Origin of the sequence: Lysinibacillus sphaericus (genome assembly GCF_005217585.1) — a bacterium.
GTDB classification, from domain to species: Bacteria; Bacillota; Bacilli; order Bacillales_A; family Planococcaceae; genus Lysinibacillus; species Lysinibacillus sphaericus.
In genome coordinates, this window is the sequence record NZ_SZPT01000002.1 from 547,733 (window position 1) to 567,342 (window position 19,610).

General features: G+C 37.9%; 20 protein-coding genes and 1 pseudogene. 8 read left to right on the forward strand and 13 right to left on the reverse strand.

Going from position 1 to position 19,610, the window contains the following annotated elements; genetic code table 11:
- Window positions 1–82: 82 nt before the first annotated feature.
- A complete protein-coding gene (locus FC748_RS08315) occupies window positions 83–1,291 on the forward strand; it encodes an MFS transporter (RefSeq protein ID WP_108030597.1) in 1,209 nt (402 codons plus the stop codon).
- Between the two features lie 67 nt (window positions 1,292–1,358).
- On the opposite strand, the gene FC748_RS08320 is transcribed toward FC748_RS08315, so the two are convergent.
- Window positions 1,359–2,063 carry a CPBP family intramembrane glutamic endopeptidase gene (locus FC748_RS08320; protein ID WP_024363553.1) on the reverse strand — a complete coding sequence of 235 codons (705 nt, stop codon included), beginning with the start codon at window positions 2,061–2,063 and terminating at the stop codon, window positions 1,359–1,361.
- 88 nt (window positions 2,064–2,151) lie between these two features.
- Between FC748_RS08320 and FC748_RS08325 the strand changes: the two genes are divergently transcribed.
- The gene (locus FC748_RS08325; RefSeq protein ID WP_024363552.1) at window positions 2,152–2,877 is read left to right on the forward strand and encodes a MerR family transcriptional regulator; all 726 of its coding nucleotides are present in this window, start codon (window positions 2,152–2,154) and stop codon (window positions 2,875–2,877) included.
- A 55-nt stretch (window positions 2,878–2,932) separates the two neighbouring features.
- Here the strand turns inward: FC748_RS08325 and FC748_RS08330 are convergent, their stop codons facing one another.
- From FC748_RS08330 to FC748_RS08350, 6 genes and pseudogenes are all read right to left on the reverse strand, one after another.
- Window positions 2,933–3,253 carry a thioredoxin family protein gene (locus tag FC748_RS08330; protein ID WP_024363551.1) on the reverse strand — a complete coding sequence of 107 codons (321 nt, stop codon included), beginning with the start codon at window positions 3,251–3,253 and terminating at the stop codon, window positions 2,933–2,935.
- A gap of 111 nt (window positions 3,254–3,364) precedes the next feature.
- A complete protein-coding gene (locus FC748_RS08335; protein WP_108030564.1) occupies window positions 3,365–3,982 on the reverse strand; it encodes an FMN-binding negative transcriptional regulator in 618 nt (205 codons plus the stop codon).
- A gap of 25 nt (window positions 3,983–4,007) precedes the next feature.
- Window positions 4,008–4,243, reverse strand: a pseudogene (locus tag FC748_RS22290) (GNAT family N-acetyltransferase); the annotation flags it as partial.
- 128 nt (window positions 4,244–4,371) lie between these two features.
- The gene (locus FC748_RS08340) at window positions 4,372–4,848 is read right to left on the reverse strand and encodes a hypothetical protein (protein WP_108030563.1); all 477 of its coding nucleotides are present in this window, start codon (window positions 4,846–4,848) and stop codon (window positions 4,372–4,374) included.
- Between the two features lie 178 nt (window positions 4,849–5,026).
- A complete protein-coding gene (locus FC748_RS08345) occupies window positions 5,027–5,929 on the reverse strand; it encodes a glycine betaine ABC transporter substrate-binding protein (RefSeq protein ID WP_108030562.1) in 903 nt (300 codons plus the stop codon).
- 327 nt (window positions 5,930–6,256) lie between these two features.
- Window positions 6,257–7,612, reverse strand: coding sequence for an FAD-binding oxidoreductase (locus tag FC748_RS08350; protein WP_108030561.1), 1,356 nt, complete (start codon window positions 7,610–7,612; stop codon window positions 6,257–6,259).
- Between the two features lie 306 nt (window positions 7,613–7,918).
- Between FC748_RS08350 and FC748_RS08355 the strand changes: the two genes are divergently transcribed.
- Window positions 7,919–8,347: a DUF2621 domain-containing protein gene (locus FC748_RS08355; RefSeq protein WP_025219274.1), complete on the forward strand. Its 429-nt coding sequence runs from the start codon at window positions 7,919–7,921 to the stop codon at window positions 8,345–8,347.
- A gap of 80 nt (window positions 8,348–8,427) precedes the next feature.
- On the opposite strand, the gene FC748_RS08360 is transcribed toward FC748_RS08355, so the two are convergent.
- From FC748_RS08360 to FC748_RS08380, 5 genes are all read right to left on the reverse strand, one after another.
- Window positions 8,428–8,619, reverse strand: coding sequence for a hypothetical protein (locus tag FC748_RS08360; protein WP_024363544.1), 192 nt, complete (start codon window positions 8,617–8,619; stop codon window positions 8,428–8,430).
- A 150-nt stretch (window positions 8,620–8,769) separates the two neighbouring features.
- Window positions 8,770–9,267 carry a CcdC family protein gene (locus FC748_RS08365; RefSeq protein ID WP_024363543.1) on the reverse strand — a complete coding sequence of 166 codons (498 nt, stop codon included), beginning with the start codon at window positions 9,265–9,267 and terminating at the stop codon, window positions 8,770–8,772.
- A 24-nt stretch (window positions 9,268–9,291) separates the two neighbouring features.
- Window positions 9,292–9,678, reverse strand: coding sequence for a response regulator (locus FC748_RS08370; protein WP_029747323.1), 387 nt, complete (start codon window positions 9,676–9,678; stop codon window positions 9,292–9,294).
- A gap of 33 nt (window positions 9,679–9,711) precedes the next feature.
- Window positions 9,712–10,422, reverse strand: a complete 711-nt coding sequence (locus FC748_RS08375) for a cytochrome c biogenesis CcdA family protein (protein WP_024363541.1) — start codon at window positions 10,420–10,422, stop codon at window positions 9,712–9,714.
- A gap of 282 nt (window positions 10,423–10,704) precedes the next feature.
- Window positions 10,705–12,384 carry an L-lactate permease gene (locus FC748_RS08380; RefSeq protein ID WP_108030560.1) on the reverse strand — a complete coding sequence of 560 codons (1,680 nt, stop codon included), beginning with the start codon at window positions 12,382–12,384 and terminating at the stop codon, window positions 10,705–10,707.
- A 481-nt stretch (window positions 12,385–12,865) separates the two neighbouring features.
- Between FC748_RS08380 and FC748_RS08385 the strand changes: the two genes are divergently transcribed.
- The 4 genes from FC748_RS08385 (at window position 12,866) to FC748_RS08400 (ending at window position 16,716) form a co-directional block, all read left to right on the forward strand.
- Window positions 12,866–13,597, forward strand: coding sequence for a FadR/GntR family transcriptional regulator (locus tag FC748_RS08385; protein WP_024363539.1), 732 nt, complete (start codon window positions 12,866–12,868; stop codon window positions 13,595–13,597).
- Between the two features lie 233 nt (window positions 13,598–13,830).
- A complete protein-coding gene (locus FC748_RS08390) occupies window positions 13,831–14,547 on the forward strand; it encodes a lactate utilization iron-sulfur protein LutA (RefSeq protein WP_108030559.1) in 717 nt (238 codons plus the stop codon).
- A gap of 25 nt (window positions 14,548–14,572) precedes the next feature.
- Window positions 14,573–16,000, forward strand: a complete 1,428-nt coding sequence (locus tag FC748_RS08395) for a LutB/LldF family L-lactate oxidation iron-sulfur protein (protein ID WP_024363537.1) — start codon at window positions 14,573–14,575, stop codon at window positions 15,998–16,000.
- Window positions 16,000–16,716: a LutC/YkgG family protein gene (locus tag FC748_RS08400; protein WP_108030558.1), complete on the forward strand. Its 717-nt coding sequence runs from the start codon at window positions 16,000–16,002 to the stop codon at window positions 16,714–16,716. The genes FC748_RS08395 and FC748_RS08400 overlap by 1 nt, the downstream gene beginning before the upstream one ends.
- Before the next feature lie 109 nt (window positions 16,717–16,825).
- On the opposite strand, the gene FC748_RS08405 is transcribed toward FC748_RS08400, so the two are convergent.
- Window positions 16,826–18,124 (reverse strand): MFS transporter, encoded by a 1,299-nt coding sequence (locus FC748_RS08405; protein ID WP_024363535.1) that lies wholly within the window; start codon window positions 18,122–18,124, stop codon window positions 16,826–16,828.
- 206 nt (window positions 18,125–18,330) lie between these two features.
- Between FC748_RS08405 and FC748_RS08410 the strand changes: the two genes are divergently transcribed.
- Entirely contained in the window at window positions 18,331–19,572 is a 1,242-nt protein-coding gene (locus FC748_RS08410; RefSeq protein ID WP_108030557.1) for a helix-turn-helix domain-containing protein, read from the forward strand.
- Window positions 19,573–19,610 lie beyond the last annotated feature (38 nt).

Below are 19,610 nucleotides of genomic sequence, written 5' to 3' on the forward strand. Positions count from 1 at the left end.
AGAAAGATGGTGTTTCATATAATTGGCTAGTGTAAATCATTCAATCGGGCAGTATGTAAATTCTCCCGAAAAGCTGAAAAAAATGTATAAAAGGGTTTTAATTGTAGTTAGTTTATCGCAAATTTTCGGTGGAGCAGGTCTTGCTGCTGGTATCACGGTAGGCGCTCTCTTAGCCCAACAAATGCTTGGCACGGACGCATTTGCCGGATTACCCTCTGCCCTATTTACATTAGGTTCAGCAGGGGCCGCTTTTATAGTGGGAAGACTTTCGCAACGCTATGGTCGCCGTATAGGGCTCTCAACTGGTTTTATCACTGGTGGTCTTGGCGCTATTGGCGTTGTTATCGCAGCATTAATTAACAGTGTTTTTTTACTATTTGCTTCCTTACTTGTTTATGGTGCAGGCACAGCAACAAATTTACAGGCTCGATATGCCGGTACAGACTTAGCAAATAACAAACAACGCGCAACGGCCATTAGTACTACGATGGTTATGACCACATTCGGGGCCGTAGCAGGACCAAATTTAGTGGATGTCATGGGCAAATTTGCGCTTTCTATCGGTATTCCTTCATTAGCTGGTCCATTTCTATTATCTGCCATTGCATTTATATTAGCAGGTTTGGTTCTTTTCATCATGCTTCGTCCAGATCCTTTACTGCTAGCAAAATCGATAGAAGCTCACCAACATCAAATTGTATCTGGAGAAGCTCTTCATCAGGCGCCTCCTTTAATGAATAAAAAAGGTATCATCGTTGGCGCAGTTGTGATGATTCTTACGCAAATCGTTATGGTAGCCATTATGACAATGACGCCCATCCATATGCAACATCATGGACATAGTTTAGGTGCTGTAGGAATCGTTATTGGTTTCCATGTTGGTGCCATGTATCTTCCTTCTCTTGTCACAGGTATCCTTGTTGACAAGATTGGTAGAACAGCCATGAGTATTGCTGCTGGTGTTATTTTACTGTTTGCAGGTTTAATAGCGGCCTATGCACCAAGTGATTCTATGTTTATGCTAATCGTGGCTCTTTCTTTATTAGGTATAGGATGGAATTTCGGCTTAATTAGCGGAACTGCTCAAATTGTTGATGCCACAGAACCTTCAACACGCGCTAAAATCCAAGGCACAATTGATGTTTTTATCGCATTGGCAGGTGCTTCAGGAGGGGCACTTTCGGGGATGATAGTAGCGAATTCCAGTTACGCCACTTTATCATTAACCGGTGGACTATTATCTTTATTATTAATCCCTGTGATTATCTGGTACCGTCAAGCAAAATCATGATTCAATCGACCGATCCAGGCTCTCAGTTTAATGAGACCTGGATTTTTTGTCGATGTTAACCATCTATTCATCCCAAACTTGTCAGCAAAACCATCATGCCATTCGTTAAGCCGTGAATGATAATGGAAGGCCAAATAGAATTCGTGCGTTCATATGCTAAAGCAAAAATAATGCCACTAAAGAAGTTGACGGGCATGACATTATAGGTGGGGATATGAGCAATCGTAAAAATAAATGAGCTAAGGATAATGGCACCGACCAATCCTAAGCGTGTACGTAACCAGCGATATAAAAAACCTCGATAAAAAATCTCTTCGTATATTGGTGAAATAACAGCCGCAGAGAGAAAGGCTATTAGTACCGTAAAGAAGGTTACGTTCTGCTGTATGGCCTGTGTTTTGCTATTTTCCACCGAAAACCCAATATAACTTGTTAGCACAACGATTAGTAAGGCGCCAATCATTAACAGAACCGAATAGCATAGTATCGTTTTCCATTGCTTTAACGAAATTGATGTTATTCCTACTTCACGCCATGAAAGCTTTTTAGGACGTAGCGCTATAAAATAAACACCAAAAACAAGCGTAATTGCAATCGTGAACCCTGTTAATGTTCCAGCATATAGCTCATTACGAAACAAGTGAGCATACATTGGTTTCACTAGCCATTTAATAATGCCGATGACAACAACAAACTCTACTAGCAATAATAAAATAAATTCTCTCCATCCCCAATTATCTTGATTTTTCCAGTTCATTTGTTTCGTTTCCATTCTCTATCCTTCTTCCTTTATATGATGTAATCTAAGTGTATGAGATGACGTAACGTCACCTGCAATCTTTTTTTCAGGAGGAATGAAAATGAAACAATGGACGACTGGAGAGGTAGCGAAACAGCGAAATATTTCCATTCGCACACTTCGGTATTACGATCAAATTAATCTGCTTACACCAAGTTTTAAAGATGATTATGGACGACGATACTATTCAGAAGAAGACTTGTTTAAATTAGAGAAAATCATCATTCTAAAAACGCTGTCACTTCCACTCGATAAAATTCGTGATTTATTAGATAAACTTTCCTATAAACAAATTTTAATTTCACATCACAATTACTTACAAGAACGACTTGCTGAACTGCAAACAAGTATCTCTCATACGACATCATTGATTAATATGATGGATTTAGAAGAATCATTATCGTGGGAACATGTGACGGAACTCGTTCAACGTTCTCAAAGCACCTCTAAAAAATGGGTGGACTATTTCCAAGAGCATGAACAAACATTTTTACAACAAACTATTCCAAACCTCAGTAGCAATGACATAATGACACAGCAATATATTGGATTACTACGACAAATTGAATGGTGTATCAAAAACAATATTCAAGCTGAATCGGACGAAGGCTTTCAAATTGGTTCCAAAATAATCGAATTATCAAACGATACGTTTCAAGGCGACACGGATTTAATGGATCAATTTTGGGAGGTTCGAAAACTCCCTACAGAGAAAACAGGATTATACCCGATTTCAGCAGAGGTACTAGCGTATGTGGAACGTTGTATTGCTTATGTAACAGCTTGAAAGCAGGCAAATAAAAAGCTATAGGAGATAGCGTCCCCTATAGCTTAGGCAAGTCTTACGATAAAGTTAATCCATCTAAAAAAGCTTCAATCTCTTGTTGTGTTTTACGGTCCTTACTAACAAAGCGGCCAACTTCATTGCCTTTATCATAAGCTAGAAAACTTGGAATACCAAATACATCTAATGCAACACATAAATCGATGAAATCATCGCGGTCAATTTTCACAAAATGATAATTGCTGTAGTTTTTTTCAATTGTCGGCATAATCGGATCAATAAATCGACAATCTCCACACCAGTCTGCTGAAAAAACAAATATTGTACGTTCACCTTTTTTTAAGTTTTCAAATTGCTCTATTGAGAGTAAATTTTCCATTAAAACAATCCCCTTTTTCACAGTTATTAGTTCATCATAACATTTATTAAAATATGGTTAAACAATCATGCTTTGCATGTCCATCTAGCGCAATAAAAAAGATGCCTCTCGTTATTTTTTACATTGCTTTGCCATTTGCTCTGCTATTTGTTTTGAATTTGGTGTTGCTTCATTATTCAATTGTGCAATAATATTTCCATAGTCTGCATCATTACGGTTTTGACTTAATTTATAGGCAGCCTGTATATCGCTAATCTTTATTTTAAATCCAACAATACCTTTCATTTCTTTTTCTAATAGCTCTGGTGAAAGGTTTTCCCATAAAACAGGTTGCTCTCTATGCTTCTCATATTTTTCTAACAGCCACGTTAAATCTTCGCTTAATTCATCTTTATCTAAAAGTGATACTGTGCCATAAATATGGACCGCCTGATAATTCCACGTTGGCACATTTTCGTGCGAATACCAAGAAGAAGAAATATACGCATGCGGCCCATGAAACATCACGAGCACATCCCCACAAGATGCAAATGTTCTCCACTGTGGGTTTCCATATGCCATATGGCCAGTAAGATACGTGTCCTCGCCTTTTTTATGTAACATTAACGGTAAGTGAGTGGCAATTGGTGTGCCTTGTTTTGTTGTGACAAGTGTAGCAAAAGAGTTCATTTGAATAAACGCTTCAATTTCATGAACATCTGTCACTTTATAGTATTTAGGAATATACATAATCGTCCGCCTTTCCAATTTAGTGATTTGTATTTACTTTTAAATAGCCCGCAGCGTCTTCATCGAAATAAATGAAATAAAATTGGGAACCACGATTCACTAGTTCCCGCTCCAATTGTTGAGGGGAAATGCTCTATCCAAATAGGCTAGCATATTTTCAGGCTTATTTTGTTTGCTATATGTATCCTGAAACGTTTCAATACTTTTTTCTCGGAGTACATGTACATCTTCAAGCTTGCACTTTTTGATTTGTATAGTCATTTGATATACAGCCCCTTTATAAATCTTATTTCCTTGATACAGCATGAAAACATAGCACGGAAATCTGCCATAATTCAAATACCAAAATCCTAACTTTATTCTAGAAAAAAGACTTCACATGCTTTAAGTTACACAAATGCGACACATATGTACTGTTCGTTCTGTAAGGTTTCAAGGTGATGGCTTTCGATTTCAGCAATATGGATACGACGGCTTTTTAATGTTCGGTCATATTCTCCTGCCCAAAACCTAATTAAGTCCACGTTTTGCTCCGGTTTGATATGTTGCTTTAAATAGCTTAATAAATCATCTAAAAATTGCGGGCCCCAATTGCCCTCAATGCCATATACATAACTTTTTTCATTATACAGCGCTAAATCATAGGGCGGATTATTCCATTCGAAAATATGCAATTGACCGAAAGCTGATTCATCTGGCGCATAGACAAGCCTTGCGTCATCATCCATCGAGTGCCAAGGCTGTTCTGGCGTATCCCCTGTTATCGGATGTAATTTTTTTAATTCTCTTACAGTGATTTCAGTAATTCCTGTACAATCTACTGTTTGTAATTCGCAATCTGCTACTAGAACGGAATATAACGTCATCTCTTTGACTCCTTCTATTTGCTCAAAACTGGCTTATTTAGTCTTCTACATTATAGTAAGTTACATAGAATTCAATTCATCCTATTTCGACACGCTTGTAATGAATCCCTTTTTACTTCCACTTTAACAAAAAAAGAATTTCCTAACTATTAGGAAATTCCCCTTGTTATCTCTTAACCTATTGTTTTGGTTGTAAATCCTCAATGGAATCGATATCCATATATGTAGGAACAACAAATCCATTTTTGGTCCCTGTTAAATTCTCTCCTAAATCAACAAAGTCATCTTTGTATTTTGCATAAAAGGAGCTATGTGTCGTTGGTAACCAAGCAGCGACAGTTGCATCGGCTACTCCTGATGCGATTGCTTGAAACATGATGGCAGGATCAACTGGGGTGATTGTGACTGTGTATCCAAGTTCTTCAAATACTGCTTGTAGTACACTGCTTGAAGCTCTTTCTGAATCCCATGGAGTGGATGCTAATTCAATTTCTTTGCCTTTCACTTTTGTCATCCCTTTTGTCCATTCATTTACCTTCTCTTCGTTTTGTGCGATCCATTTGTCTGCCGCCTCTTCAAAAGAAGTTGTTTGAGCTTCATACATTACAGCTTCCATATCTTCTGGTTCCCAATAGAATTGATCTAGAAGTGTATAGGCATCGGGTAAGTCTTTAGCCAAATCTTTGCGCACAAGTGTATTAATATTTTCCGTTCCACCTAATGTCCCTTGAGGGTCCTCTAAAAATTTTAAATCGTAGGATGAAAACATCCAATGCGGTGTCCATCCTGTAATAATAATAGGCTCTTCATTTCGAATAGCTTGCTCTAATGAACCCAACATCCCAGGTGTTGAACTTTCCTCCAGTTCCCAACCTTGCAAATTTTGATATTCCGCTAGCGTGTTTTCCGAAAGCTCCGTCAATCCTGCTCCTGGTTCAATCCCTATAATTTTATAATCAACCTGCTCACCTATGCTTTTGGTCTTGCCTGTTGCATCTGCATCATTTTTATCACCACATCCTGCTAATAGTAACGAAACAGCTATTCCAAAAGTAAGTCCTACTGTTTTCAACTTGACCATTTTACATCCCCCTTAATTAGAAGAGACTTTCCTTGTCTCTAGACCTTTGACCAACTTTATATAAGTTTATCCGGTTCAAAGTAACAACTTGATTTTAACAACAAGTTGTTACTTTTGTCAATTAAGGCAAATTTATATTTCCATTTAAAGGGATGTAAAAATAGCCCTGTTGGCTTTACTTTACCCCTTCGATTTAATTTTCAAAATGGGCATCTTGTATCTTCCTTTTTAGAAATAACGAAAAAGACGATGACCTAAAACGTCAATCATCGCCTTATGTTCGAGTGTTCTGAAAAATACATTCATTACGAACCCCCTGTGCAGTATTTAGCCTAATCCTTGAGGAAAACTAAAGACATTAAACGGATCATACTTTTTATTTACCTGATGCAAGCGTTGTGCATTGCCTCCAAAATATTCTTTGTCATAATTTGAGAGATGATTGATTGGAAAATTTACATAAGAGCCTTCCGTAATGGTTTTAATAAATTCAAAACGTTGACGCACCCATGCTTCATTTTCCTTTGCGTATTGATCTTCTGTCCACACAGACTGAATACCCATAATATACTTAGCATTGCGATAGAAAAATGCGGTTTCCGCTTTGCCAACTTGGCTAATTTCTCCGCCTAATGCATAAAAAGATATAGCCGTATACACGGAACCTTGTGGAGGATTATTTAGGAGCGCAACGGTGTTTTGAAGCTCCGTAAGTGTATAATGTCTTTGAACAAATCTACCTGTTGACTTAAATTTTTCATATGGTGGATAGGTTGCTTCTACCTTTTTAACCGCTTCTAAAAATGATAGTTGTGCTAGCTCTAGCTGAAACCCTTCTACCTCAGCAAAGGGTTGTAAAATTTTCTTAGCCATCTCCGAAGGTCCGTAAAAAAATCCGCTAGCAAAAATACCTAACCCTTCGCCTTCCGCATTATAAAAGCTTGCAACCACTGTCATTCGTTTATCTAACTGTGGCAACCAGTTTTGCCAAATATTCATTACTTGCATTTGCTTAGCTTGCGTTGTACCTACATAAAAAAATCTAATAAGTGTAATAGAAGCATTGATGGGCTTTGGCAACTGAAATGTCATACTGACCACAACTCCAAAGTTACCTCCCCCTGCCCCACGACACGCCCAGAAAAGATCCGCGTTACACTGTTGATTTGCTTTAATAAGCTTTCCTTCGTAATTAATTAACTCAAATTCAACTAAACTATCACATCCCAAACCGTATAGTCGACTAGAAAATCCCCAGCCTCCTCCGAGCGTAAAGCCTGCTACACCAACAGTTGGGCAAGTACCACCTGGAAAAGTATAACCATTCGTACCAATAAACTCATACACCTCAGCATTTTTTGCTCCGGCTTCTATTTTTAAGCGATGACGTTTTTTATCCATTGTCATCGCATTCATTCGACTAATATCAATAACCAATACATAATCACCTGTAGAATATCCTTCATAATGATGTCCACCAGATCTGATTCGAATAGGTACACAATGTCTACGTGCCCATCGAATAGCATTGATAACATCTTGCTTTCTTTCACAATAAACGATTACAATTGGATACTTTTGTATTGCACGATTCCATTCCTGTCGTGCCTCATCATAATTCGCATCTTTTAACGTGACAACTTCACCAGTCAGTCCTTTAAAAAACAATGAATCCCGCTCCATTTCTTCACCTCTAGTAGTCCGCGTTGTTTAAACTAGTATATTCGTTGTAGGGTGATAGGTTTGGGTATAAGGAAACTTACTGACTAGAAATAAATTAAGAGACTTAGATTCTTCTGAATATGGGCAGCAGCTCATCTTGCTTGCTCATCAAGCCCAACAACATACTGTGCCAAACTTAGTAACTTTTTTCACTAGAGTGCAATACTTACATTTATTTAAACGATTTATAAAAAGAGGCACAATAAGGATGAATTTTTTTGTTGAAGCTTTTATAATAGAGTGAGAGAAGACAAAGAGGTGAACGATTTGTTAGATGGTTGGTTTTTATGGTTTATTTTATTTTGGGTAGTCGTCCTTATTTCGCTAATGGCTATTGGCGGATTTTTCATGTTCCGCAAGTTTTTAAAAGCTTTACCAAAGCAGGATGGGAAATCAGATTTAGATTGGCAGGAATTTTACTTAGATAAAACGATTCATCTATGGGGACAACCTGAGAAGGAATTTCTATATGAGTTGGTGAGCCCAGTACCTGAGCTATTTAGACAAGTGGCGAAAGAAAAAATTGCAGGTAAAATTGGCGAGCTCGCTTTAGAAGAAAAGGCGACAGCTATAGACAATGATTTAATTATACGCGGTTATATTCAAGCTACGCCTAAACGTGACCACAAATTTTTACGTAAAAAATTAGATCAAATGCAAATTGATGTTACCCCATATGAGCATCTTTTTGACTAATAGGATGCAAAAAAGCCGCACTACAATAGGTGCGGCTTTTTTTGATATAGAACGATTTAATTAGTTTAGCGATTTATGCTTTATTTAAATAAATGATCAAGCGCTTGGTAATCTTGTTGATAGCGCCCACCGTCTGCCACTTCTGCATGATACAGTGCTTTTAATGCATAGTTTTTTTGCAAATCCATATCCGCCATTAGCTCTTTTAATCGGTCATGCAATTCACGGTTTTCTTTTACAAGCAACTGCATCTGTGGTTTAAAATATTTCATCTAAGTAACTCCTCATTTTTTAACATGGTTCCTAGTATACCACGTTGTCGATTAGAAATCGCTTATTGCACCATATCCTCTTAATACAAAAAATTATTGTATACGTTAAAAAAACTACAACAGCAAATGTGCTAGTGTAGTTTCTTTTCTTTACATATTTTTTAATGGAATCGTTTTCTTGATTTTTTTAAATTGAATCAGCATTGCAATTCGCCAAGGCAATAGCATTGCAAATGCTAAAATCCAAAACATACCTGCTAACTCCCCGACATCTATCGAGCTACTTAAAATCATTTTTGCCACAACACGGAAGATTAACAGCCCAACTAAAATAAATACAAACGCTTTTGAACGTTTTAAATAAATATCGTGACCTTTTACTTCAAATTTCGAAGTAGCAATTAAAATGGTCGAGAACACCATACCTACCGCAGCAGCTTCTAAAATCTGCATAGGTGGCACTCGAAATTGTGCAAATAAAAACATTAACGCACCTGATGACATGGCAATAGGTGGAATGATAATTTTCTTCTCATTTGTAGGTTTTTTGGAAGCTCGCATACGTAATACCATCACAAAGCTACCCATTATAATGGCCATTATAGTCGAACCTATAACATAATATTGAGAAGGGATATTGCTTAACATAAAGAATCCTCCTCTGATGTTAAATTAGCAACTTTGACCAACTAGCTGGTCTGCTACAGCTCTTAATTTTTCTGGCTCGAAAGGCTTTGTAATAAAATCTTTCGCTCCACTTTCAATTGCTTCTACAATTAATTTTTGTTGTCCTAATGCTGTAATCATAACTATCTTTGCATTAGGAAATTCTGGGATGATTCTTTTTACAGCCGCAATACCTGTCATAACGGGCATCGTTACATCCATTGTTACAAGATCTGGTTGTAACTCTCGATACAGCTCTACAGCTTCTTTACCATTCACTGCATTGCCAACTACCTCATAACCCCATTCAGTAAACATATTACTGATTGTAACACGCATAAATAGCGTATCATCCACTACTAAAACTGTAGGCACGTATTCATCTCCCTCCACGTTAAAGTATGGTATGCCCTTTAGTTTAGCAGATTAGAAGCCAATAAATCCACCGAAAATAGGCTGCAATAATCGCGTGATATATGTTAAACCATCAAAGAATAACAATATCCCCACCGCAATCATAATATAGCCGCCAACTTTTACGATTTTTTGACTGTGTTTGCGAATCCAATTCATACGTGAAATGAAGAATGATAACACAAAGAATGGAATGGCAAAACCTAAATAGTAAGCAAACATATAGCTAAACCCTGAAGAAGGATTTGCTCCAGCTAACGTAATAATGGACATTAGAATTGGACCTGTACATGGTGTCCAACCCGCCGCAAATGCGATGCCAATTAATATGGAACCTATATAGCCGGATGGTCGATTTTTGAATTGAAATTTTCGATCTTTCATTAAAAAATCAATTTGCAGTAACCCTACAATCATTAACCCAAAGATAACGATTAAAATGGCGCCAACTTGACGCAATAATGTTTGATAGTTTAGGAAGAATTCCCTTGCTAATGATGCGCCTAGACCAATCATAATAAAAATAATTGAAAATCCTAATAAAAAGAATAGCGTATGCAAAATAGCACGCCTTTGCATCATGCCACGTTCAGATTTTAGCTCATCCAAAGTCATTCCCGTTATGTATGATAAAAATGCTGGATACAGTGGCAGAGTACACGGTGAAATGAAGCTTAAAAAGCCCGCTCCAAACGCTAGAAAAACGTTAATATCAGTTTCCATATTTTTCATTCTCTCCTTACAGTTACTGCCTCCATCGTACCAAAAAACAATGGAAATTGCGCCCTTAATGCTTGTGAACGTTTCTTGACGAAAAGTTGTAGAAACTGCGAAATCTTTTTGCTTTGCAAAAGGCACTTCTGAATTATGCGCCCGCTACGTTTTTCTGTCAACGAAATTTGCAATAATACAAGAATTTAAAATAAAGCCTTTTTATGTTTGCTAATCAGAAAAAAGGTACTGAGAAAGCGATTCTCAATACCTTTTACTAAAAAATTCACTGCTCTATGGAATCATCCAAGATAGGACATTACTTTGTAAAAAGGTTAGTATACAGATAAATAATAGCAACATCACACTATACTTTAATGCGAAGCGCAGCAATTCTGATTCTCTCCCTACAAGTCCAACCGCGGCGGCGGCAACTGCGATAGATTGTGGTGAAATCATTTTACCGGTTACACCACCCGATGCATTCGCTGCAAGTGCAAGCACCGGTTCCATTCCAACAGAATCAGCCGTCACTTGCTGGAGCTTGGCAAATAAGACATTTGAAGATGTATCAGATCCTGTAATAAATACACCGAGCCAACCTAGCACAGGTGAGAAGAATGGGAATAATACACCCGTCTTCGCTAAAACTAAAGCAAGCGTTGTCATCATACCTGCTGTATTTGTCACATAGGCATAGGCAACGACACTACAAATCGTAATAAGCGGGTACTTAATTTCATTTAATGTTTCAAAAAATGTTGTTCCCCAATTGCGCCACGAAACGTTAAAAATAAATTTAGAAACGATGGCAGATAATAAAATAGCTGTACCTGCCGCACCTAGAAGTTCTACCTTATAGAAAGCTGCAATTGCTTCCCCCGTTGCGCCACTCACTACTTGATTATGTAAAAGCGGTACTTCAGCCGTAAATGTCATCGCTTGCCCCACTAAATTTACCCCTTTTAAAATAACATTTGTACCGTCATAATTTCCCGTTAAAGCACTTTTGACTACAGGAATCCCCCAGCAAGAAATAAAAGCCGTCAATATAATAAATGGTGACCAAGACTTTATGATTGTTCCTCCGCTGTACGACTCTTTTTTAGACATTGTATCAGCTGTACTCTCTTGTTCGGAAGCAAAACGATAAATCGTTTTCGGCTGCCAAAACTTCATGAAAACGGCAAGTGCAAAAAGTGATACTAGAGCAGATAAAACATCCGGTAATTCAGGACCGAGAAAATTCGAACTTAAAAATTGTGTGACAGCAAATGAAATACCAGATACTAAAATGGCTGGCATCACTTCCCAAGCTTTTTTAAAACCAGTCATAATAAAAATTAAGAAGAATGGAATAAAGACTGCTAAAAACGGTAATTGACGTCCAACCATTTTTGAAATTTCAAATGCGGCGATACCCGTAGGTCCTTCCATAGCCGTAATTGGTACACCGATGGCACCAAATGCAACTGGGGCTGTATTTGCAATTAAACAAAGACCTGCAGCATATAACGGATTAAAACCAAGACCTACTAATAATGCTGCTGAAATAGCAACCGGTGCGCCAAAACCAGCGGCTCCTTCTAAAAATGCACCAAATGAAAACGCGACGAGTAACGCTTGAATACGGCGGTCTTCGGTTATCGATAAGACGGAATAACGGATAATATTAAAATTCCCTGTTTTAACCGTGATATTGTATAAAAAAACCGATGTAATAATAATCCAACCGATTGGTAGTAGACCATACACAGCCCCTTGTGTGGCGGACATTACCGCTGTCCCTAGCGGCACTTTAAATGCAATAGCAGCCAATAATAAAGAGACAAGCAGAGTTGTTAAACCTGCCATATAGCCTTTCATTTTTTTTATGGCTAACGCCCAGAAAAAATAAAGTATTGGTATAACAGCAACGATTGCCGACCACGTCAAACTATCCCCCACAGCAGTAAAATTTTGTGTAAATGTCAAATTGCATACCCCCAAAATAAAAAGTTCTCCCCAATCATGACAATACGGCATTAACAGATTATTGATGTTTTCAGTTGCAGTCTAATAGAAGCAAGACACGACTATCACGAGCCTCTTGCTCCTCCAATGCTACTATCTTCGTTTTGTCAGACTTGTAAAAACGTCAATTGAAGTTATCTTGTAACTAAACATTCAACACTTTTTTGCTAAGCTGGTTTACGCCCTCCAAACTTAAATAGATTAGGTCATCTGATGACTATATGTTAAAATTATATGAACTAAATTTTAAAAATTCAATATATTTTTAAAATAAAATTTCCATTTTAGCTACTTTAAGTAGCAATTACTAGCAAAACTGTACAATATTTTAATCCTAAACACCCAAGAAAAGTATTCATGAGAAACAGTGAGTAAATTAGCATTCTTCATGTATAATATACTTATATAGAGCAATTGATTGAGATGAATGAGGTGTAGCTCCTTGGAATTAAAGAAAATTAAACCGAAAAAAATATATGAGGAAGTATCAGAAATGCTCTATGAAAAAATTCGAGCTGGCGACCTGAAACCAGGAGATCGTCTTGACTCTGTCGAACAACTTGCTGAACAATTACAAGTAAGTAGGTCTGCCATAAGAGAAGCCTTATCTGCACTAAAAGCAATGGGCTTAATCGAAATTAAACAAGGTTCCGGCACTTTTGTTAAGAGCACTCCATCCAAACAACTTGACTTCCCACTTTCAACACTCACATTAACAAATAAAAAAGATGTCTCCCATCTATTAAAAGTACGCAAAATTATTGAAGTGGGTGCCGCTGCCAGTGCTGCCATTCATCGGACAGATGAAGATATACAAACAATGTTGCGTATTTTAGATGACATGAAACTAGCACAGGGTGATGGAGAGCTTGGCGAAAAAGCGGACTTTCAATTTCACGCGGCAATCTCTGCTGCCTCTCAAAACCCCCTACTGGCAACAATTTTAGACCAAGTATCCGGTTTAATGATTGAAACAATGAAAGAAACGCGTCGTATTTGGTTGTATTCTAAAAAAACGACAAGCGAAAAATTATATGATGAACATATGCAAATTTTTCTTGCCATTAAACAACAAAACGAAGAGCTAGCAAAGCATGCAATGTCTTCTCATTTAAGCAATGTAGAGGAAGTTTTAATGCACTATTTCGACACAACCGAATCTACAAAGGAATAAAATTCATAAATTGCCAGAGCTGATGTTATCGCAAAAAGTGTTAGATTGATTAAACACAATCTAGCACTTTTCTTTTTTGTCCCTCCCCTATTTTTTGAAAATTTGCAAATAGCACTTCCACCCATCTTATAGGTTGTAGTATGATAAAAACAATCTAACTGTCCACCAAGTCATCTGATGACCAGTTGATTAATCAATTGAAATTGCAAATCCATACAAAAGGAGCGAAAAGCATGAAAGTAACATTGTTTGCGACTTGTTTAGTCGATATGTTTCAAGGTGAGGTAGGAAAAGCAGTTGTCGAAGTTTTAGAAAGACTAGGTTGTGACATCGACTTTCCAGAAAATCAAATTTGCTGTGGACAGCCTGCTTATAATAGTGGTTATGTACAGGATTCGAAAAATGCGATGAAAAAAATGATAACTGCTTTTGAACATGCACAGTACGTCGTCTCCCCTTCTGGCTCTTGTGCTTATATGTTTAAAGAATATCCTGAAGTATTTAAAGGGGACCCTATATGGGAAGCGAAAGCACAGGCGTTAGCTGCTAAAACATATGAATTCACGGAATTTATTGTAGACATTCTACAGATTGAAGATGTAGGTGCACATTTAGAAGGTAAAGCGACATTCCACACCTCTTGCCATATGACTAGATTGCTCGGTGTGAAAGAAGCACCAATGAAATTATTAGGAAATGTTAAAGGTTTACAATACGTAGAACTCCCAGGAAAAGACCGCTGTTGTGGTTTTGGCGGCACATTTTCAGTAAAAATGGGGAATATTTCTGGAGAAATGGTCAATGAAAAAGTACTAAACGTGGAAGAAACGGAAGCAGATATTTTAATCGGTGCGGATGCGGGCTGTTTAATCAATATCGGGGGGCGTATTGAGCGACAAGGCAAACCCATTAAAGTGATGCATATTGCGGAAGTACTAAACTGCCGATAAGTGGCTTTTAGAGGAGGATAATCGAATGGCAATGAAAACAAGCGATGATAGGTTTAACAAGCGAGTATCGAAAGAGCTAGAAAATACCTTTATGCGAGGTGCGGTATCCAGTGCACAAGAACGCTTTCAAACGCGCCGATTACAACAAGCAGATGAGCTTGGGCACTGGGAAGAATGGCGTTCACATGGTGAGGAAATTCGCCAGCATGTTCTCGCCAATTTAGATTATTACTTATATCAACTGAGTGAAAATGTAGCAAATCGTGGTGGACATGTATATTTTGCTAAAACTGCCGAAGAAGCTACTAGCTATATTCAACAAATCGCCGAAAAAAAACAAGCGAAAAAAATCGTCAAATCTAAATCCATGGTAACAGAAGAAATCAATTTAAATCCCGCGCTCGAACAACTGGGCTGTGAAGTGATTGAAACAGACCTTGGCGAATATATTTTGCAAGTTGGAGATCATGAACCCCCATCGCATATCGTCGTACCAGCATTGCATAAAAATAAAGAGCAAATTCGCGATATATTTAAAGAAAAACAAGGCTATGAGCAAACAGAAAAACCAGAAGAACTAGCCCTTTATGTTCGTGAAAAACTACGAAATGAGTACTTAACAGCAGATATTGGCATTACTGGCTGTAACTTCGCTATCGCAGAAAGTGGCTCCATCACACTCGTTACAAATGAAGGAAATGCTGATTTAGTAACCGCCTTACCTAAAACACAAATTACTGTGATGGGCATGGAACGAATTGTGCCCACGTTCGAAGAAATGGAGGTCCTCGTTAGTTTATTAACGAGAAGTGCTGTTGGGCAAAAGCTAACAAGCTATATTACGACGTTAACTGGTGTAAAAGATGAAGGCGATACGGATGGGCCAGATGAATTCCACTTAGTTATTGTCGATAATGGCCGTTCAGCTATTTTAGGGGGGGAATTCCAACCAATTTTGCAATGTATTCGCTGTGCAGCTTGTGTTAACGCTTGCCCTGTATACCGTCATGTTGGTGGACATACGTACGGTTCAATTTACTCAGGTCCTGTCGGTGTTGTGTTGTCACCATTGCTAGGTGGTTATGATGATTTCAAGGAGTTACCATATGCCTCGACTTTATGCGGCGCTTGCACAGATGCATGTCCTGTCAAAATCCCATTGCATCAACTGATTCATCGCCATCGTCAGGTCATCGTTGAAAATGAAGGAAGAGCCCCGGTGTCCGAAAAGCTTCTTATGAAGGCGTTTGGCTTAGGTGCTTCCTCCCCTACTTTATACAAAATGGCAACGAAAATGGCAGCACCAGCCATGTCTCCATTTACAAAGGATAATAAAATTTCAAACGGCCCAGGACCATTAAAAGCGTGGACAGAAGCAAGAGATTTCCCAGCTCCGAATAAAGAAAATTTCCGAAGCTGGTTTAACAGCCGTACAAAAGGAGGTTCTGAATAATGGCAGGAAGCATTGTAAATAGAGATGCATTTTTATCGAATATTGCCAAGCAACTTGGACGAGCACCAAAAACACAACTAACAAAACCAGTTTGGCAATACCAACCTCAAGACCGTGTGTTAAAAGATGCTACGAAAGATGAACTCGTTGCTGTCTTAGCGAAGCAATGTAAAAATATTAATACTGATGTTATAGTTACTACTACAGAAAATCTAGCAACGGATTTACAAAAAGTCGTAGAGCAATACGGTGGTCGCTCTGTCATCACATGGCAAGACAAACGCTTTGAAAATTATGGTTTAGCTCAATTGATGCATACACAATGGCCACAAGTCGATATTGAACTTTATGTATGGGATGAAACACAGCCAGAGGAAAATATCCGACAAGCCGAAAAAGCAAATATCGGACTGACAATTAGTGAGATGACTTTAGCCGAATCTGGAACAGCCGTCCTATTTAGCGATAAATATAGAGGGCGAACGGTAAGCTTTTTACCAGAAAAGTCGATAATTTTGATGCCAAAAAGCACCATCGTTCCACGCATCACCCAAGCAGCTCGATGGATGAGCCAAAAAGTTCAAAATGGGGAGCATATCGCTTCTTGCATTAACTTTATTACAGGTCCTAGTAATTCCGCAGATATCGAAATGATTCCTGTCGTTGGTGTCCACGGCCCGATTAAAGCCACTTATATCGTTATCGAAGATCAATAATGATGGAAACAGGCATGCCAGATGTACTGCATGCCTGTTTTGCTTTATATTGAATCAATCCGATAGTGGTTATCGCCACTAAATCCCCGTTTTCGCCACTGCTAGAATTCTACCTATTTGGTATTAGTTTGCTATTCTTTGCTAGCGTTTTGTCATCGTAAAATTCAGGATGCGCTTCCTTTAAAACTGACCTCCGCAGTAATACAAGTGTCATTACCACTATAATTATACTTGTCACTAGCAATATACCAGTTGCTGGGAGAGAATCGTATAGTACTCCATAGACAAGCATACCAATTGGCATCATGGACATCGCCATTGTTTCCATTAGTCCAAATACGCGTCCGCGATACTCCTCGGAAATAAGCTTTTGCATAAAAACGCCTAGAGGCATATTTACACCCATTTCAAAAATAGCAAAAATAAAATACAAGCCAATATAAAAGATAACAATCATTGCATACGATAGATTCGTCACTAAAGGGATTACCGCAAAACTTAAGCTATTTGAAAGCAACAATAAACTTATTTTAGAAAAACGAAGTGGCACTTTTATTTCGGCACGTGATGCAAAATAGATGGAGGCCACTAACATACCACCCGCCCCCGCTGCTTCAATAAAACCAAAATGGGTAGATTCAACCTTTAGTAATTCGATGATGATATACGTTCCACCAACGACAATGGCAGAGAAAAATAAATTAATCCACAACGATAGCCACATCACAACTTTAATGACCTTATGTTGTTTGATATAGCTAAAGCCTCCAACAAGTCCTTGCCATATCTTTTCCGCTTTAGCAGTGTCCCCTCGCGTACTATACAAATTAAAATTCATCGTGGCCTCTAAGCAAAAGGCTATCGCGTACGCTACCATATGAACAATTAAAAATACTTCCATAGAGAAAAAGCCGTACATCATCCCACCGATAACAGGTCCCCCAACAGCCGCTACAGACACGGACATTTGGTTAAATGACATTGCCCGCTGTAAACGTTCTGGATTAACGAGTGTTGCAATTGCTGAAGTAAAGGTTACGCTCGAAAATGCTGAACAAAGCGTATAAAATACGGTAGTCACATAAATCGCATTAACAGACATACCAATTGTCTCTGTATAAAACAATAAACTTGCCATCGTTAAAATCGTTCCAGCTTGTGCTATTAATATTGTTCGTTTCTTTGAATAATTATCTGCGACATATCCTGCTAATGGCGCAACAAGTGCTCTAGGTAATATGGAACAAATCATATTTGTTGCAAAGCTGGTAGCGGAACCCGTCATCGCTAAAATATACAAACTAATACCAAAAGACAATACATGCGACCCTAACATTGCAATCATTTTACTGGCGGTAAAAGTCCACAAATGATAGGTCGCCTTTTTATATTTTGCCGCTTCACTCATTAAAAAACCCCTCCATATTTTAATTTAATTTAAAAGTTTAATTTTATTAAACAAAATATAACACGATTCCCGCTTTTCGCGCAATAAAAAGTTTAATATAATTAAACAATTAGGTGGCATCGAGTTTCTCTTTTGCTTTTGGCAAAATGTATAGACTTTACAAAGATTAGTGATTATTGTTAGTAGTAAAGAAAGGAGGCGGGGCAGTGGACTCTTTAGGCACGCGAATTCGCAAATTACGAAAAGAACGAAAATTAACATTAGAGGCGCTTGCTGCCGATCGTCTAACAAAAGGTATGCTCAGCCAAATAGAAAACGATAAAGCGAAGCCATCGATGGAAAGCTTAGAATATATTGCGGAACGACTTGGAGTCAAAGCAAGTGAACTACTTGAACAAGTAGCATCCTCTGATATACGTCAGTTGCTGGAGCAAGTAGAAATTATGTTTGCTGAAGTAAGACGAGGAGATGCGGATAACCATCAGCAAATTGTTGATATCATTCAACCTTATATAGAAGATTTCCCTCTCAGCTATGAAGCAGGACGTTTACTGTATATCTATGCTGATGCCCAATATGAGGCAGGTTTATTGACATGGGAGGCGCCGCTACAACAAGCACGGCAAATATTTAGAGAAATTAATTTATTAAGCCATTGGTTAAAAACTTATATTCTACAACTCGCTATTTTGTCAGAAAATCGTCGATACAATGAGGCTTATCGCTGTATTCTACAAGTAAAAGAAGAAGTTGCACATGAAAACTATCAGTTAGATTCCCGAGATACTGCAAAATTAGCTTATTATATTTGTATTTTTCAACTAGCCATCGGTGAACATGAAGCTGGTAAACAACTCATCAAAGAAACGATAGAACATGCACATCAAAATCAATTGTTTTATCATATCGATGATTTATACCGTATTGGTGCCTATTGTGCGATGATAGATGGTGACTTCAAACAGGCGGATAAAATGATTATGAAGTTGGAGCAATATCGCATGTTTGTTGAACAAGCTGATGTCGACGCCTTTATATACGTCTTAAAAGCCCATTATTATAACAATTATACACATGATTATAAGCAAGCATTAGTTGAAATCGAACAATTCCGTACACTTACTGGCTCCACTAAACTAGATTCGAATTTTTATTACGCTGAAAAGGGAAAATCGTTGTATTTACTTGGTCGTTATGCGGAATCACTTGAGGCCTTTAACCACTTTACAGAAATCCCTATTTTCATCTCACATCCTTATGATTTGCTTAGTATGAATGAATGTTTTTCCTATAAAGCTCTTTGCTATGCACAGCATGGTGAATTGACGACTGCCTATGAAATTGCCAAAAAAGCTTATATTGACTCAATCGATTTAATTGACCTTCCATATAAGCAAAAAATTAAGGAAACCTATTTAACGATTAAAGCACAAATCGATTCGAGGTAATAAACGAAGAACGGGACATTGAAAAAAGTGTTAGAATG

Coding starts and splice junctions, on each gene's coding strand:
- FC748_RS08400 (WP_108030558.1), top strand. CDS start 16,000: ATGGCAGGAAGCATTGTAAATAGAGATGCATTTTTATCGAATATTGCC.
- FC748_RS08405 (WP_024363535.1), bottom strand. CDS start 18,124: ATGAGTGAAGCGGCAAAATATAAAAAGGCGACCTATCATTTGTGGACT.
- FC748_RS08350 (WP_108030561.1), bottom strand. CDS start 7,612: ATGGAGCGGGATTCATTGTTTTTTAAAGGACTGACTGGTGAAGTTGTC.
- FC748_RS08390 (WP_108030559.1), top strand. CDS start 13,831: ATGAAAGTAACATTGTTTGCGACTTGTTTAGTCGATATGTTTCAAGGT.
- FC748_RS08340 (WP_108030563.1), bottom strand. CDS start 4,848: ATGACGTTATATTCCGTTCTAGTAGCAGATTGCGAATTACAAACAGTA.
- FC748_RS08320 (WP_024363553.1), bottom strand. CDS start 2,063: ATGGAAACGAAACAAATGAACTGGAAAAATCAAGATAATTGGGGATGG.
- FC748_RS08345 (WP_108030562.1), bottom strand. CDS start 5,929: ATGGTCAAGTTGAAAACAGTAGGACTTACTTTTGGAATAGCTGTTTCG.
- FC748_RS08315 (WP_108030597.1), top strand. CDS start 83: ATGTATAAAAGGGTTTTAATTGTAGTTAGTTTATCGCAAATTTTCGGT.
- FC748_RS08375 (WP_024363541.1), bottom strand. CDS start 10,422: ATGGAAACTGATATTAACGTTTTTCTAGCGTTTGGAGCGGGCTTTTTA.
- FC748_RS08365 (WP_024363543.1), bottom strand. CDS start 9,267: ATGTTAAGCAATATCCCTTCTCAATATTATGTTATAGGTTCGACTATA.
- FC748_RS08360 (WP_024363544.1), bottom strand. CDS start 8,619: ATGAAATATTTTAAACCACAGATGCAGTTGCTTGTAAAAGAAAACCGT.
- FC748_RS08325 (WP_024363552.1), top strand. CDS start 2,152: ATGAAACAATGGACGACTGGAGAGGTAGCGAAACAGCGAAATATTTCC.
- FC748_RS08335 (WP_108030564.1), bottom strand. CDS start 3,982: ATGTATATTCCTAAATACTATAAAGTGACAGATGTTCATGAAATTGAA.
- FC748_RS08395 (WP_024363537.1), top strand. CDS start 14,573: ATGGCAATGAAAACAAGCGATGATAGGTTTAACAAGCGAGTATCGAAA.
- FC748_RS08330 (WP_024363551.1), bottom strand. CDS start 3,253: ATGGAAAATTTACTCTCAATAGAGCAATTTGAAAACTTAAAAAAAGGT.